Origin of the sequence: Catenulispora sp. GP43 (assembly GCF_041260665.1) — a bacterium.
In the GTDB taxonomy this organism is placed as follows: Bacteria; Actinomycetota; Actinomycetes; order Streptomycetales; family Catenulisporaceae; genus Catenulispora.
This window is the reverse complement of sequence record NZ_JBGCCT010000022.1, coordinates 57,526-74,876: the sequence shown is the minus strand read 5'-3', so window position 1 is coordinate 74,876 and position 17,351 is coordinate 57,526. Positions and strand designations below refer to the sequence as shown.

The following is a 17,351-nucleotide window of genomic DNA, read 5'->3' as shown; positions in this document are numbered from 1 at the left end:
CGCCGGGCTGAGGGATCAGCACCGGCGGCTCGGGGCCTGGGGGATCACGCGGAGCCGTCGGTCGGCGCCTCGCCCGCGAACGCGGTGCGCACCAGCGCGTCGACGTCCATGTCCTCGATCGCCGAACGCTCCTCCGGCTCCGACTGCTGCTCGGGGAACAGCTCGGTCAGCAGATGGTCGGCCAGGCGCGCCGGATCGGCGTGGTCGAAGATGAGGGTGGCGGACAGGCGCAGGCCGGTGGCTGGGGCGAGGCTGTTGCGCAGTTGGAGCGCGGCCAGGGAGTCGAGCCCCAGGTCGGTGAATCCGGTCGCGGTATGGATCTGCGCGGGATCCTCGTAGCCGAGTACGGCGGCGGTGTGGGCACGGACCAGGTCAAGCAGAGCCCGCCGCCGTTCCTTGGGAGACAGCGGCGCAAGGCGTGCCGCAAGGTTCTCCGGCGCGGGTTCGGTTATCTGCTGCGCCCGGGCCGTCGTCGTCCGTACAGCGAACCCGCGCAGCAGCGCGGGCAGCTCAGGCCGTTCCCGCAGCGCGGCCTCGTTCAGGCGCACCGGGACGAGCACGCTCTCCCCGGCGTCCAGGGCGGCGTCGAACAGGGTGAGCCCTTCGGCCGGGGTCAGGGCCTCGATGCCTTCGCGGGCGAGCCGGTCGAGGTCGACGGCGTCGTCACTGCCCTGCCACGGCCCCCAGGCCAGGGAAATGGCGCTCAGTCCTCGGGCACGCCGGTGTTCGGCCAGCGCGTCGAGGAAGCGGTTCGCGGCGGCATAGTTCGCCTGACCGGCCGTGAGCACCAGGCCTCCGACCGAGGAGTAGAGCACGAACGCGGCCAGGTCCAGATCGGCGGTGAGTTCGTGGAGGTGCCAGGCCGCGTCCGCCTTGGCCCGCAGGACGCGGTCGAACTGAGCGGAGCTCAGCTTCTGGAGCACCGCGCCGTCCATCACCCCGGCCGCGTGCACGACGGCGGTGAGCGGGTGCTGCCCGGGGATCTGCCCGAGCATTCCGCGCAGCGCTTCGCGGTCGGCCACATCACACGCGGCGAAGGTGACGTGGGCTCCGAGCCCGCGGAGTTCGGCGTCCAGTTCCTGCGCGCCGGGGGCCTGCGCTCCCCGTCGGCCGACGAGCAGCAGGTGCCGGACCCCGTGGACCGTCACCAGGTGCCGGGCCAGCGTCGCGCCGAGCAGTCCGGTGCCTCCGGTGATCAGGACAGTACCCTGCGGATCCCAAGTGGGGACCTTGCCACCGGATGCGATGCGTCGCAGCCTCGGCACGCGAACCTCGCCGGCGCAGATGGCGGCCTCGGGTTCGCCGGTGGCGACGGCGGCGGTGAGGCTGTGCCGGGAGGCTTCCGTCCCGTCTGTGTCTATCAGCTGGATCCGGTCCGGGTGCTCGGCTTGTGCGGCGCGGACAAGTCCCCACAGCGGTGCGTGGACCAGATCAGGACTCTGCCCCGGCTGCGTGGCGACCGCGCCATGGGTCAGGATCACGAGTCGGTCGTCCGCGTCCCGTGGTCCGGCCAGCCATGATCGCAGTGATTCCAGGTTGTCCAGCAGGGCGTGGCGCACGGCCCCGGGAACGTCGTCAGTCGGTCCGAGAGCCGCGCCGCAGTCGAGCAGGGTGACGCCTTCCGGGAGTTCCGCGGTGACAGCGTCCGCGATGGGCAGGGGATTCCACGCGATCTGATAGAGGTGCCGGGCCCCACTCGCGCCATCGGCCGGAACCGGTCGGGTCACCAACTCCGCAACGTGTGCCACCGGCGTGCCCGAGGAATCGGCGATCCAGAGTTCAGCAGCGTTGTCGCGCGCTGGCGTCTTACGTGCGCGCACTCGCAACGCCGTCGGGCCCCTGCCGTAGAGGGTGACGCCCTTCCACGCAAACGGGATCGTGGCTTCGGTCAGCGCCGCGGGGCCTCCGGCCAGGAAGTCCATGGCGCCGAGTGCCGAGTCGAGCAGGGCGGGGTGTATGCCGTACGACGCAGCATCGCCGACCGAGTCCGTCGGCGGGGCGATCTCGGCGAAGACCTCATCTCCACGGCGCCACACCGCCCGCAGTCCCTGGAGCGCCGGGCCGTACCCGAAGCCGAGGGCGGCCAGGTCGTCGTAGACCCCTGACAGGTCGAGGCGATCGGCGCCAGCCGGCGGCCAGGCACCCAGGTCGGAGAGAGCAGAGGAACCGCCGACCGCCAGAGTGCCGCTCGCGTGCAGGACCCATTCGGCACTGGTTCGAGACGGTTCATCAGGACGCCCGTACACCGAGATCCCGCGGCGCCCATCCTGGTCCGGGCCGCCGAGCACGATCCGGACCGTGACCGCGCCCTCCTCGGGAAGGGACATCGGGACGTGCTGCACCAACTCCTCGATCACGGCGCACCCGACCTCCGCGCCGGCGCGCAGCGCGAGTTCCACGAAGGCGGTCCCCGGCAGCAGCGTGCGGCCGAGCAGCACATGGTCGGCGAGCCAGGGCCGGCGCTCGGCCGACAGACTCCCGGTGAACAGCACCTCGTCGCTGCCGGGCAGGTCGACGACGGCGCCGAGCAACGGGTGCTCGGCCGAGACCAGGCCGGCCACGCCGACGTCGCCCTGCGCGGGAGTGGCCCGGAGCCAGTACTCCTTGCGCTGGAAGGCGTAGGTGGGCAGGTCGATCAGGGTCCCGCCGGAGCAGAACGGGGCGAAGTCCACCGGAACGCCGTGGACGTGCAGCGTCGCGGCGGCCCGGGTCAACGCGCCGGTCCCGGTCTCGTCGCGATGCAGGGTGCCGGTGACCACCGCCGGGTGGTCGAGCTCGTCCAGGGTTTCCCGCACACTCGCGGTCAGCACCGGGTGCGCGCTGATCTCGACGAAAGCACCGAATCCGGCCTGGGCCAGAGTACGGACGGCGACGGCGAAGCGGCCGGACTCGGACTCGGGCTCGCGCAGGTTGGCCTGCCAGTACCGGCCGTCCACCTCGGGACCGTCCAGCCAGGCGCCGGTGAGGGTGGAGAGCATCGGGACGGCGCGCTCCGTCGGGGTGACGGGTACGTCGTCGGCAGGCTCCACGCCGACCGCCCGGCTGTACGCCGCGATGATCCGCGCTCCGTCCGCCAGGGAGAGGATTCCGGCGACGCATGCGGCGGCCACCTCGCCGCACGAGTCGCCCACGACCGCGTCGGGACGCACGCCGCGCTCCTCCCACAGCGCCGCAAGGGCGACCATGACAGCCCACTGCACCGGCTGGACCACCTCTGGCCGGTCCAGCGGCGGCGCCCCGTCGATGCCGCGCAGCACGTCGGCGACCGACCACCCCACGTGGGCGGCGAGCGTCGCGTCGCACTCTGCCAGCCGCGCGGCGAACGGTGCGGACGTGTCGAGCAGGCCGGCCGCCGTGCCGGTCCACTGGCCGCTCTGTCCGGGGAAGATGAATACCGTGCCGCCGGTCACGTCCACGGCTCCGGTCACGCACTGCGCGCTGGTGCCGCCGTCAGCCAGGGCTCGAAGGCCCGCGGTCAGTTGTTTCCGGTCGGAGCCGAGCACGACGGCACGGTGCTCGAAGGACGACCGGCTGACGGCGAGGGTGAACGCGACGTCGGCGGGACGGGCGTCGGGATGGCCGGCGAGATGCGCGGCCAGGCGCCCGGCCTGGGCCCGCAGCGCGGCCTCCGAGCGGGCCGAGACGAGCCAGGGCACTGGGTCCGTACCCTGATCACGCCGACCGCCCTCATCGCCCACGCCGCCTACGCCGCCTACGATCTCCGGCGCGGAGGGCGCCGCCTCCAGGGCGCCACCCTCTTCCAGGATCACGTGGGCGTTGGTGCCGCTGATCCCGAAGGAGGACACCCCCGCCCGGCGCGGACGTCCGGTGGCCGGCCACGCCCGGCGCCCGGTCAGCAGCGACACCGCGCCGGCCAACCAGTCCACGTGCGGTGACGGCGCGTCCGCGTGCAGGCTGCGCGGCAGCACGCCGTGCCGTAGTGCCTGCACCATCTTGATCACTCCGGCGACGCCGCTGGCCGCCTGCGTGTGGCCGATGTTGGTCTTCACCGAGCCGAGCCACAGCGGACGTCCCGGCTCGCGCCCCTGACCATAGGCGGCCAGCAGCGCCCGCGCCTCGATCGGGTCGCCGAGCCGGGTGCCGGAGCCGTGTGCCTCGACGGCGTCCACCTCCCAGGGCTCCAGCCCCGCCGCGGCCAACGCGGCCCCGATCACCCGTTCCTGGGCCGGGCCGTTGGGGGCGGTCAGGCCGTTGGAGGCGCCGTCCTGGTTGACCGCGCTGCCGCGCACGACGGCCAGGACCGGATGGCCGTTGCGCCGTGCGTCCGAGAGCCGTTCGAGCAGGACCACTCCGGCGCCCTCGGCCCAGCCCACGCCGTCGGCGGAGGAGGAGAAGGACTTGGAGCGGCCGTCCGGTGCGAGCATCTGCTGCCGGCTGGAGTCGACGAACAGGTCGGGCGTCGAGAGCACGGTGACGCCGCCGGCCAGCGCCAGGCCGCACTCCCCCGCGCGCAGCGCCTGGGCGGCCAGGTGGATGGTCACCAGGGACGAGGAGCACGCGGTGTCCACGGTGATCGACGGGCCCTGCAGTCCCAGCAGGTAGGAGATACGTCCGGACACGATCGAGCCGGAGCTGCCGTTGGCCAGGTATGGGAGCACGTCCGGTGAGGGCTGCTTGACCCGGCTGCCGTAGTCGTCGTACATGGCGCCCGCGAAGACGCCGGTCAGCGTGGACCGCAGCGATCGCGGGTCGATGCGGGCCCGCTCGATCGCCTCCCAGGACACTTCGAGCAGGAGCCGCTGCTGCGGGTCCATCGCCAGTGCCTCGCGCGGGCCGAGGCCGAAGAAGGCCGGGTCGAACTCGGCGGCACGGTGCAGGAATCCGCCTTCGCGGGTGTAGGTCTTGCCCGGGCGGCTGGGTTCGGGGTCGTAGATGCCCCCGACGTCCCAGCCGCGGTTGACGGGGAATCCGGACACGGCGTCGCTCTCGTCCATCAGCAGCCGCCAGAGCGCTTCCGGCGTCTCGATGTCTCCGGGATAGCGGCAGGCCATGCCGATGACGGCGATCGGCTCGTCTCGGGTGGTCAGGGCCGCGGCGGTACTCGTGGCCGGAGTCGCAGTCCCGACCGGCTCGGGGGCGCCGAACAGCGAGTGCTTGATGAAGTCGGCGACCGAGCGCGTGGTCGGATGGTCGAACACGAGCGTGGCCGGGAGGGTGGCCCCGGTCGCCGCGCTGAGCGCGTTGCGCAGTTCGATCGCCGTCAGCGAGTCGATGCCGAGTTCCCGGAACGCGCGGTCGGCGTCGATCGCGCCGGAGGTGTGGCCGAGGGTCGCGGCGACGTGCGTGCGGACCAGGTCCAGCAGGTGCCGGTGGCCGTCGGACTCGCTCAGCCGGGCCAGCCGGCTCCTCAGGTCGGCGGCGGGACGCGAAGTGGCGGCCGCAGGTCGCGGGGGCGCGGTGAGGAAGCCGCGCAGCAGCGCCGGAACCCGGTCGGTGCGGGCGCGCAGGGCGGCCGTGTCGATCGGCAGCGGTACGAGCACGGGCTCACGGCTCCCGAGCGCGGCATCCAGGGACCTCAGACCCTGGCGGACGGCTATCGCAGGCATGCCGAGGCGGGCCATGCGGTGCAGGTCGTCCTCGCGCAGCGCGCCGCCGAGACCGGTGTCGTGGGCCCACAGGCCCCAGCCGAGCGCGGTGGCCGGCAGGCCGAGGCTGTGCCGCCGCGCCGCCAAGCCGTCGAGGAAGGCGTTGGCGGCGGCGTAGTCCCCCTGCCCGGCGGCCAGGACCGTACCGCCGGCCGAGGAGAAGAGCACGAACGCGGCGAGGTCGAGGCCGCGGGTCAGCTCGTGCAGATGCCAGGCGGCGTCGGCCTTCGGCCCGAACACCTCCGCGAGCCGGGCGGCGTCCAGCGAGCCGGTCAGTCCGCCCCCGGCCACCCCCGCGGCGTGCAGGACGGCGGTCAGCGGGTGTCCGCCGGGGACGGAGGCGAGCACGCCGGCCAGGGCCGCGCGGTCGGCGACATCGCACGCGGCGATCGTCACGCGCGCGCCGAGGGCTTCGAGGTCGCGGCGCAGTCCGTCGGCGCCGGGGGCGTCCGGGCCTCGCCTGCTCAGCAGCAGAAGGTGCCGGACGGCGTGTTCGGTCACCAGGTGGCGTGCCGTCAAGGCACCGAGGCCACCGGTGCCTCCGGTGATCAGGACGGTCCCGTCGGGATTCCATGGCTTGGCCGGAGACGGAGTCGTGCTCGACACACGCACGAGCCTCGGTACGCGCACCGTGTCCTCGCCGATGGCGGCCTCGGGCTCGTCCGAGGCCAGCACCGCGGGCAGCAGTTGCGGCCAGGTGTCGTCGGAGCGGTCCACGAGGACGAACCGGTCCGGATTCTCCGCCTGGGCGGCGCGGACCAGGCCCCAGACGGCAGCGTGATCGGGGCGGATGTCGTCGCCGATCGCGGTGGCGCCATGGGTGAGCACGACGAGAGGGGTCGCGGCGAAGCGTTCGCCGGCGAGCCAGGCTTGCAGCGCGGCGAGCACCGTCCCGGTCACGGCGTGCGCGGCGGCCGGAACCCCAGTGCCGCCATCGGGGCAGATCAGTACAGCCGCTTCGGGTGGAGCCGATTCGGCATCGAAGGCTGCGATGAGCTCGGCGACATCGGCGCCGGACACGAACCGGCTCGAGTTCGCGGCGTTATCAATATCCTGATGGACGGCCACCTCGTGCCACGCCACGTGAAGCAGCGGAACATCCCCGTCCCCGGCGGGACGGGAGACGAGCGAGTCCACGGACGCGACCGCCCGGCCCGCTGCGTCGGCGACCTGGATCAGGCTGACCTCGTCGCCGGACAGCCGCACGATCCTGACGCGGAGCTCGCGGGCGCCGGCCGCGTACAGCGTCACACCGTTCCAGGCGAACGGGAGAAGCGTCGGCCCGTCGGGGGCCGTGAGCAGGTCGGCGTGCATCGCGGCGTCGAGCAGCGCCGGGTGCAGGCCGAATTCGGCGCTGCCGGCCGCCTCGGGCAAGGTGACTTCGGCGAACACCTCCTCGCCGCGCCGCCATGCCGCACGCAGGCCCTGGAATGCAGGCCCGTAACCGTAGCCACGCGCCGCGAGCTGTCCGTAGGCGTCGGTGACGTCGACCGGTTCGGCGCCGGCCGGGGGCCACTGCACGAACTCGAAGCCCGCGGCCCGAGGCGCGGCGCTGAGTACCGCGGTGGCATGACGGGTCCATTCGGCCGCCGCGTCGTTGTCCGGGCGGGAGTGGATGGTCAGCGTGCGCCGTCCGCCCTCCACCGGACCCGCGACGAGTTGCAGGGCCAGACCGTCGTGCTCGGGCAGCGCGAGCGGATCGGTGATGGTGAGCTCGTCGACGCGCGTACAGCCGGCTTGCTCCGCGGCCCACAGCGCGAGGTCGACGAAGCCGGTACCGGGCAGCAGGACCGATCCACGGACCACGTGGTCGGCCAGCCACGGCTGCGTGCTGGCCGAGACTCGGCCGGTGAACACCAGCTCTCCTGTTCCGGCGAGCTGGACCACCGCACCGAGCAGGGGATGCGCGGCCTGCTGCAGGCCGACCGCGGACGCGTCGAGCGCGGGCTCGGCGTCGATCCAGTAGCGGGTGTGCTCGAAGGCGTAGGTCGGCAGGTCGAGCGCCGCGGTGCCGCCGCCGAGCACAGCGCGCCAGTCCACGACGGCTCCGTGGACGTGCAGCGTGCCCAACGCCGAGACCGCCTCGCGAACCTCGTCGCGGCCGCGGCGCATGAGCGAGACGTACACGGCGTGCCGGATACCGGGGTCCTGATTCGGCCGACCGCGTTCGGCCAGGGCGGTCAGGACCCGGTCGGGACCGATTTCGAGGAAGGTGTCGGCGCCCTGCTCGGCCAGGGCCGCGACCGCGTCGGCGAAGCGGACGGTCCGGCGGACATGGCCGACCCAGTAGGCGGGATCACAGAGTTCTGCGGAGGTCGCGAGGCGGCCGGTCACGGTGGAGACGATCGGGATGCGCGGCGCGTGATATTCCAGGCCGGCCGCGACCTTCGCGAAGTCGGCCAGCATCGGTTCCATCAGCGGCGAGTGGAAGGCGTGGCTGACCACGAGGCGGTGCGGCTCGGCGCCGCGGGTCCGGACGGATTCGGCGATCGCCAGGACGGTCTTCTCCTCGCCGGAGACGACGACCAGTTCCGGCCCGTTGACGGCGGCGATGTCGGCCAGCTGCTCGCGTCCGGCGAGCAGCCCCCTGACCTCCTGCTCGGTACCGGCCACGACGACCATGGCACCGCCGTCGGGCAGGTCGTCCATGAGCGCTCCGCGCGCGGCGACCAGCCGGGCCGCGTCGGCGAGCGAGAGCACGCCCGCCACGTGCGCCGCGGAGATCTCGCCGACGGAGTGGCCGGCCAGCGCAGCGGGCCGCAGGCCCCAGGATTCGGCCAGGCGGAACAGCGCCACCTCGATCGCGAACAGCGCGGGCTGGGCCAGCCGGGTGCGGTTCAGCCGCGCGGGATCGTCGTCCTCGAACACGACCTCACGCAGCGATCGGGCGAGCAGCGGGTCCAAGACCTGGGCCACCTCGTCGAAGGCCTGCGCGAAGACGGGGAACGCCTGGTACAGCCCGCTTCCCATGCCCGCGTGCTGGGCGCCTTGGCCGGAAAAGAGGAACGCGGTCTTGCCGCGCTCGTGCGCCGTACCGCGCACGACGACGGACGAGGGTTCGCCGTCGCGGAGCGCGTCCAAGCCGCGCAGAAGTTCGTCGGGCCCGGTCGCGACGATCACGGCGCGTTGCTCGAACGCAGAGCGCGTGTTCGCCAGCGATCCGGCCACCGCGCGCAGCGGAATGTCGGCCCGCCGTTCGAGACCGGCGTGCAGCCGCGTGGCCTGCGCCACGAGAGCGGTCGGGGTCCGAGCCGAGATCAGGAACGGCAGCGGCGTGGACGGTATGGACGGCGCGGGATCGGCATCGGCTTCAGGCTCCGGTGCGGTAGGCGCCTCTTCGACGATGACGTGCGCGTTGGTGCCGCTGATCCCGAAGGACGAGACACCAGCCCGACGAGGTCGCTCCCCGCGCGGCCAGGGCCGCGATGTGGTGAGCAGCTCCACCGAGCCGGCCGACCAGTCCGCCTGCGGCGTCGGTTCGTCCACGTGCAGGGTCGCCGGCAGCCGCTCGGCGATCAGGGCCTGCACGGTCTTGATGACCCCGGCGACCCCGGCGGCGGCCTGCGGGTGGCCCAGGTTGGACTTGACCGAGCCGAGCCACAGCGGTCGGCCGGATTCGCGGTCGGCCCCGTAGACCGCTTGCAGGGCGCCGATTTCGATCGGGTCGCCGAGCGTCGTGCCGGTACCGTGGCCCTCCACGGCATCCACGTCGGCGGGGCGCAGACCGGCGGCGGCCAGCGCCTGGCGGATCACCCGCTGCTGGGCCAGGCCGTTGGGCGCGGTCAGCCCGTTGCTGGCGCCGTCGTGGTTGACAGCCGAGCCGGAGACCACGGCGAGCACCCGGTGCCCACGGCGCCGAGCCTCGGAAAGCGTCTCGACGGCCAGGACGCCGACGCCTTCGCCCCAGCCGGTGCCGTCCGCCGCGGCGGCGAAGGACTTGCACCGACCGTCGGCGGCCAAGCCGCGCTGCCGGCTGAAGTCGACGAACGTGTCCGGGGTCGCCATCACCGTCACGCCGCCGACCAGCGCGAGCGTGCATTCCCCGGCGCGCAGCGCCTGGAGTGCCCAGTGCAGCGCGACCAGCGAGGAGGAGCACGCTGTGTCGATGGTCACGGTCGGCCCCTCCAGGCCGAGCGCGTAGGCCACACGGCCGGAGACGACGCTAGCGAGGCTGCCGTTGCCCAGGTGCCCGGCCAGTTCCTCAGGCACCTGCCGGCCGAGCCGGGTCGCCCAGTCGTGGTACATCACCCCGGCGAACACGCCGGTCCGGCTGCCGCGCAGCGTGTGCGGATCGATGCCCGCGCGTTCGAGGGCTTCCCAGGACGCTTCGAGCAGAAGCCTTTGCTGCGGGTCCATGGCCCGGGCCTCGCGCGGGCTGATGTCGAAGAAGCCAGCGTCGAACTCGGCGGCGTCGTACAGGAAGCCGCCTTCGTTCGCGTAGCTGGTGCCCGGCACCACACGGTCGGGGTCGTGGAGCGCGGCGAGATCCCAGCCGCGATCGGTCGGGAACGGGCCGACGGCGTCGACGCCGTCGGCGAGCAGAGTCCACAGGTCCTCGGGCGAGGCGACGCCGCCGGGGAAGCGGCAGGCCATGCCGACGATCGCGATCGGCTCGTCGGTGCGGGCGGGAGCCGTGGGCGCGGTTTCCGCGACCGGCGCGGCCGACAACTGCTGCCCGAGGTAGTCAGCGAGAGAGCGCGGGTTCGGGTAGTCGAACACGAGCGTGGACGGAAGCGTCAACCCGAGCCGCTTCTGCAGAACGTTGCGCAGATCGACGGCGGCGAGGGAGTCGAAGCCGAGGTCGGTGAACGGCCGTCCTGGACTGATCGCCGCCGCGTCGTCGTGCCCAAGGACGCCGGCGATCAGCGATCGCACCAGGTCGATCAGATCGGGCAGTGCGGGCACCGCAGTCGAGGACGTTGCCTGGGCCGGAACGAGTTCGCGCAGCAGCGCGGGCACGCCGTCGGCGCGGGCCCGCAGCGCGGCGCGATCGACGGTGAGCGGAACGACCGAACTCAGCCCGCTGACGAGCGCCGCGTCCAAGGCCGCGAGACCCGCCTCAGGGGACAGCGGTGTCAGGCCCTGCCGGGCCACGCGGTGGCGGGTGACGGCGTCCAGCCGGGCGGCCATGCCCTGCTCGCCCGACCAGGCGCCCCACGCGATCGAGGTGGCGGGCAAGCCCGCCGCAGCGCGTTCGGCGGCGAGACCGTCCAGGTAAGCGTTGGCCGCGGCGTAGTTGCCCTGGCCTGCGCCGTCCACCAGGGAGGCCGCGGACGAGAAGAGTATGAACGCGCGAAGGTCGAGATGGCGGGTCAGTTCGTGCAGGTTCCGGGCGCCGACGGCCTTGGGGCGGCAGACGGCGTCGAACTTCTCCCGGGTCAGGTCGGCGAGCAGGGCGTCGTCAAGGACGCCCGCCGTGTGGACGACGGCGGTGAGCGGATGTTCCGCGGGGATCTCGCGCAGCGTCTCGGCCAGCGCGGCACGGTCGCCGACGTCGCACGACGCGATCCGGACCCGTGCTCCCAGCTCGCGAAGCTCCGCTGCGAGCGCGGAAGCACCGGGCGCGTCCGGGCCGCTCCGGCTCAGGAGCAGCAGGTTGCGCACCCCGTGGACGGCCACGAAGTGACGGGCAGCCAGGGAGCCGAGGCCGCCGGTACCGCCGGTGATCAGGACCGTGCCGTGTTCGGGCCAGGACGACGGCGTCTGCGCCACGGCAACGCTGCGGACCAGCCGAGGAGCTGAGAACTCGCCACCGCGCACCCGCAGTTCCGGCTCGCCGCAAGCAGCCGCCCGGGCAGCAAGATCCGGGGTCGGCTCGTCGGTGTCGGTGTCGGTGTCGGTGCGGGTGTCGGTGTCCAGAAGCACGAAACGGCCCGGGTGTTCGGCCTGGACCGCCCGGACCAGGCCGCGCACGGCCGCCGCGTTCGCTCCACCGGAAATCGCCAGGACGAGCGGAGACCTCGCGTCGCCGCCCTCGGCGAGCCGACCGCAGAGAAGGTCCGTGACGTGGCAGAGCGCGTCCGTCAACTCGCCTGGCGTCTCAATATTCACGAACGCCGCATCCGAGATCGAGCCGCGCGATACGACAGACCGCCACGCGATCTCGTAGAGCGGTTCGGCGCGCGGGCCGCCGAACGTGCCGTTCGGAACCGGCCGGCTACGGAACCCCGCGATCGAGGCGACCGGAGTTCCGGACTCGTCGGCCAGATCCAGGGCGACGCCGCCGTCGTCCGGATGCGAAGTGATGCGCGCGCGCAGCACGGAGGCGCCTGGGGCATACGCGGTCACGCCCCGCCAGGCGAACGGAAGCCGGATCTCGCCCGGCTCGCGGGCCTCACCCTCGGCGAAGTCGGTGGCGTGCAGCACCGCGTCCAGCAATGCCGGGTGCAGCAGGTGGGCGCTCGCTTCGACCGCTTCCGGCAGGGCGACTTCGGCGAAGACCTCGCCGCCGCGCTTCCAGACGGCGCGCAGACAACGGAACGTCGGACCGTAGCGGTAGCCCTCATCGGCCAGACTCTCGTACAGATCAGCGATGTCGACCGGCTCCGCACCCGTCGGCGGCCACTCGGCCAGGCCGACGTACGACGGTCCGGCCTGCGTGGTCAGGACGGCTGTGGCGTAGCGCGTCCACGGCGCACCCTCTTGCTCGCTACGCGCGTGGAACTCGACATTCGCGCGACCGTCCGGTCCGGGCGGTGCCACGACGGCCTGCAAGGCGAGACCGCCCGTCGCCGGGAGCACCAGCGGCGCGAGCAGCGTCAGCTCCTCCACCGCCGCACGACCGACGAGCTTCGCCGTGTGCAGCGCCAGGTCCACGAAGGCCGTGCCCGGCAGCACGCAGGAGCCTGCGATGACGTGCTCGCCGAGCCAGGGCGCGGAATCCGCCGAGAGCCGTCCGGTCAGCACGGTCGCACCGCTGTCCGCGAGCCCGACGGCGGCCGTCAGCAGCGGATGCCGGGAAACGCTCTGCCCGAACAGTGCCGCGTCCACGCGGGCCGAGGCCGAAGGGGCGAGCCAGTAGCGCCGCCGCTGGAACGGGTAGGTGGGCAGCTCGACGCGGCGCGCGCCGGTTCCAGCGTAGAACGCGCCGCGATCGACCGGCGTGCCGCGTACGTACGCGGTGGCCACGGCGGTGAGAACGGTCTCCGGCTCCGGGCGATCGCGACGCAGCATCGGCAGGAACTCGATGCCCGCATCCTCGACGCAGTCACGGGCCATCGCTGACAGGACCGCGTCCGGGCCGAGTTCGAGCACTGTGCGTGCCCCGGCGGCGGCCAGCGCGCCCACGCCTTCGGCGAACCGCACGGTCTCGCGCACATGCCGCACCCAGTATTCGGGAGTGCACAGCTCATCGCCGGTCGCCGGGCCACCGGTCAGGTTGGAGATGACCGGGATGCGCGGCGGGTGGTACTCAACGATGCTCAGGATCCTGCGGAAGTCGTCGAGCATCGGTTCCATCAGCGCCGAGTGGAACGCATGCGACACGCGTAGCCGGGTTGTCTTGCGCCCCTCGGTGGCCAAACACCTCAAGACCATGTCGAGGTCGGCGTCGGGGCCGGACAGGACGACCGACTCGGGACCGTTGACCGCGGCGATGCCCACGCCGCCCGTCAGAAGAGGCCTGGCATAGTCCTCGGTCGCAGTGACAGCTGCCATCGCGCCGCCCTCGGGCAGCGCCTGCATCAGCCGCCCGCGCGCGGCGACCACGGCGCACGCGTCCGGGACCGACCACACGCCCGCGACGTGCGCGGCGGCGAGTTCGCCGATCGAGTGGCCGAGCAGGACATCCGGGCGCACGCCCCAGGACTCGACCAGCCGGTAGAGAGCGACTTCGAGGGCGAACAGGGCGCACTGCGCGTAGCCGGTGAGCTGAAGCGTCGCGGCGTCCGCACCGTGCAGCACCTCGTGCAGCGGCCGGTCGATCTGCAGATCGAGGTGGCCGACGATCTCGTCGAAGGCGTCGGCGAACACCGGGAAGGCCTCGTGCAGTGCGCCACCCATGCCGAGACGCTGCGAGCCCTGCCCGGTGAAGAGCATGCCGAGCCCGCCGGGCGCGGCGACGCCTTGGACCAGCCCGGTTTCGGCACCACCGGCCGCCAGTGCGTCCAGCCCGCGCAGAGCGTCCGCGCGGTCTGCGGCGAGGATGACGGCCCGGTGCGGAAGCGAGGCGCGCGTGGTCGCGAGCGAGTATCCGACGTCCGCCAGCGCGTTGGCCTCCTCGCCCAGGACGGATGCCAGGGAGCGGGCCTGTGCGCGCAGGGCCGAGTCGCTTCGTGCGGAAAGCATGATGGGCAACGGAGATACCGGCACGCCGGAGTCGGTCTCCGCGTCCCCGTCGGTGTCCACCGCTGCGGGCGCCTGCTCGACGATGACGTGCGCGTTGGTGCCGCTGATCCCGAAGGAGGAGACGGCGGCGCGGCGGGGCCGGTCCACGGTCGGCCACGGACGCTGCCCGGTCAACAGCCGTACTCCCCCGGCCGACCAGTCCACGTGCGGGGTGGGTTCGTCCACATGCAGGGTCGCCGGCAGCGCCGCGTTCCGCAGAGCCATGATCATCTTGGTCAGGCCCGCCGCGCCCGCGGCGGCTTGGGCGTGGCCGATGTTGGACTTGACCGACCCGAGCCACAGCGGGGCTTCCGGGTCGCGGTCCCGGCCGTACGTCGCCAGCAGCGCCTGGGCCTCGATCGGGTCGCCGAGCGTGGTCCCCGTGCCGTGTGCCTCGACGGCGTCCACGTCGGCGGCCGAGAGCCCGGCGTCGGCCAACGCGGCCCGGATGAGCTTGCGCTGCGCCAGGCCGTTCGGCGCCGTCAGCCCGTTCGACGCGCCGTCCTGGTTCACCGCGCTCCCCCGGATCACGGCGAGGACCGGATGTCCGGCCCTGCGCGCGTCGGAGAGGCGTTCGAGGACGAAGATGCCGACGCCCTCGGCGAACCCGGTGCCGTCCGCCGCGGCGGCGAACGCCTTCACCCGCCCGTCGGCCGCCAGACCGCGCTGCCGGGAGAAGGCGGTGAAGGTGCCGGGACCGCCCATCACGGCGACCCCGCCGGCGAGCGCGAGCGTGCACTCGCCGCGCCGCAGCGACTGGACGGCCAGGTGCAGGGCGACCAGGGAGCCGGAGCAGGCGGTGTCCACGGTCAGCGCCGGGCCTTCGAGCCCGAAGGCGTAGGCGACCCGGCCGGAGACGACGCTGGGCGCCGCACCCGCCAGCAGGTAGCCGTCCAGGCCGTCCGCCGCCTCGTGGAGCCGCGGGCCGTATTCCTGGGGCTCAGCGCCGATGAACACGCCCGTGGCCGAACCGCGCAGCACACCCGGATCGATGCCGGCGCGCTCCAGCGCCTCCCAGGACGTCTCCAGCACCACGCGCTGCTGCGGATCCATCGCGGCGGCCTCGCGCGGGGAGATGCCGAAGAAGTCGGCGTCGAACTCCGCGGCGTCGGCCAGGAACCCGCCGGTGCGCACGTACGCGCTTCCCGGGGTGTCCGGGTCCGGATCGTAGAGCCCTTCGAGGTCCCAGCCGCGGTCGGTGGGGAAGTCATTGCTGACGTGCCGTCCGTCGGCCACCAGCTGCCACAGGGCTTCCGGCGAGTCCGCCCCGCCCGGGAAGCGGCAGCCGATGCCGACGACGGCCACCGGTTCGTCGGACGCGGACCGGCCCGAAGCGGGGATACCCGTCTGCTCCGCGTCCACCTCCGTCTCCGTGCCGAAGAGCAGCGCGAGCAGATGCCGGGCCAGATCGGCCGGGGTCGGGTGGTCGAAGGCGACGGCGACCGGGAGTGCCAGACCGGTGTCGGCGCTGAGCCGGCCGTGCAGGGCGACCGCGCCCAGGGAGTCCAGACCGAGGCTTTGGAAGCTGCGGTCCGGCTCCGCCGCCTCGGTGGCGCCCGGCCTGATCTCACGCACCACCGCGGTGACGCGGTCCTGGACGAGGCGGACAAGGTACCGTTCGCGCTCGGCGGCGGGGAGGGCGGCCAGTGCGGCGGTCAGGTGAACGGGATCCGGTGTGCTCATCGCCGAAGTGCTCCGCGGTAGTGGTGTGCGACGGGGACTGGACCGGCGGTCAACGCCGCCGCGTCGAAGGTCTGCTGGACGTGGGAGAGCGAGGCCAGGAAATCGGCTGCGGTCCACGGGCCGTCGTCCGAGCGGGCGACGAGACCGCCGAGCGGCAGCGCGCCGATCTCGGCCCACCCGAGCCGCCCGTCCGGACCGATCCGGCCGCGCGCCCGCCCGGCGTTGTCGGGGTGGATGCAGTAGGGGACGTCGAGCAGCCCACGTGCGAAAGCGCGCAGGAGCGCATCGCCCAGATCGGCCGCCTGGTCCACAACGGCGTCGATGAGGACCCGCGCCTCCCGGTAGACCGGGCCGCCGTCGTGCGCGAAGTCCGGCGCCTGGGCCCCGGCCGCCCGGCGGGCCGCCGCGTCGGCGTATTCGAGGGCTGCCACGTTCTCCGCGATGGTCGGGATCCGGACGGCCTCGGCGACGGTCTTGACGATCAGGCGTTGCGCCCCGCCGGCCACGGCAAGCCCCGCGGCGCCGGCGAGCAGCGCCCTGGCCCCTTCCGGGGTGCTGGCATAGCGGCCCATGTAGGCGTAGACGACGACGTGCCAGTCGCCGGTCAGCAGCTCGGCGCACAGCCGCCGCAGCGCCGCGAGGGCCTCCAGATCCTGGCCGGGGTGGGTCTGCTGGGCATAGCTGACCGAGACGTCGGCGACACCGTGCTGCTGGAAGAACATCGCCTCCAGCACGCTGAGCGCGACCAGCTCGCTCGGCGGGCACAGCTGGCCGAGCATGCAGCCGCCGAACGTCTCCAGATGCGGCCGTTCGTCGGCGCCCGCCATCAGCTCGCAGACCTCCCGCCAGTTGCGGACGGACTCCGCGAGCGGGGTGCGCCCGTAGGGCAGACAGTAGGAGACCGGACCGCCCTCGGTGGCGTGCAGCCCGGCCTCGATCAGCGCTTTGATGATCCGCCGGGGCCGTGCGGAGCCGTGCCGTACCTGGACCGGGAACCCCTCATCTCGGACCCCGTCGAGCATGGCGCGGGTGGTGGCGGCCGGGTGGCTCGCGATCGGGTATCCGTTGAGGGCGGCTCGGCTGCGCAGTGCCTCGGCGAGCGCCGCCATGTCGTCCAGCCGCGTATAGCTGTCGACCGTGATCGTGCCGACCGTGGCGGCGTCCGCGTACCGGGTGGCGGCCAAGCCGGCCCGCATGACCTCCGGCGATCCGAAACCCATACGCGGCTGCACGACCAGCCGCCCGGCCGCGTAAGCGCGGCGGACGGCCTCACCGAAGCTCACGCGAGGCCCCCGTGGTGAGTTCGTGCACGAACCGGCGCAGCAGCACCGGGCCGTCCGACGCGTCGTCGAAGACCGCGTCGAACCCGGCGGCGGCCAGGTCGGCGCCGATCCGCGGATCGGCGCCGCCGACACCGAGCTTGCCGCCGATCACCACCGGCAAGGTGCGCAGCGCGCCGTCCGCGCGCAGCTTGCGGATGAGCCGCAGCCCGTCCTGCCCGCCATGTCCGTTGATGCTGCTGAGCACCACGAAGATCGGCTGGAGCCGCAGACAGGTCGAGATGAGCAGTTCGTCGGGTACGCAGGACCCGAGATTGACGACCCGGTAGCCGAGTTCCTCGACGAGCAGCTGCAGGTAGACGAGGTTCCAGGTGTGCGCGTCCGAGGACGTGCCGCTGACGATCACGGGACGTTCCCGCTCCCGGTTGCGCTCCGCAGCGTCGAGCGTGAGCGCCAT

At 73.1% G+C, this 17,351-nt stretch carries 3 protein-coding genes; all 3 read right to left on the bottom strand.

Going from position 1 to position 17,351, the window contains the following annotated elements:
• Positions 1-44: 44 nt before the first annotated feature.
• Genes ABH926_RS35690 through ABH926_RS35680 form a run of 3 tightly spaced genes read right to left on the bottom strand, consistent with a single transcriptional unit; the run spans position 45 to position 17,351 of the window.
• The gene (locus tag ABH926_RS35690; protein WP_370370377.1) at positions 45-15,614 is read right to left on the bottom strand and encodes an SDR family NAD(P)-dependent oxidoreductase; all 15,570 of its coding nucleotides are present in this window, start codon (positions 15,612-15,614) and stop codon (positions 45-47) included.
• Entirely contained in the window at positions 15,611-16,897 is a 1,287-nt protein-coding gene (locus ABH926_RS35685) for a methylaspartate mutase (RefSeq protein WP_370370376.1), read from the bottom strand. Before ABH926_RS35685 ends, ABH926_RS35690 begins: the two co-directional genes overlap by 4 nt.
• Positions 16,884-17,351, bottom strand: coding sequence for a cobalamin B12-binding domain-containing protein (locus ABH926_RS35680; protein ID WP_370370446.1), 468 nt, complete (start codon positions 17,349-17,351; stop codon positions 16,884-16,886). Before ABH926_RS35680 ends, ABH926_RS35685 begins: the two co-directional genes overlap by 14 nt.

Excerpts from the sequence above, each read along its gene's own strand:
- ABH926_RS35690 (WP_370370377.1), bottom strand. The coding sequence starts at position 15,614 with ATGAGCACACCGGATCCCGTTCACCTGACCGCCGCACTGGCCGCCCTC.
- ABH926_RS35680 (WP_370370446.1), bottom strand. The coding sequence starts at position 17,351 with ATGGCGCTCACGCTCGACGCTGCGGAGCGCAACCGGGAGCGGGAACGT.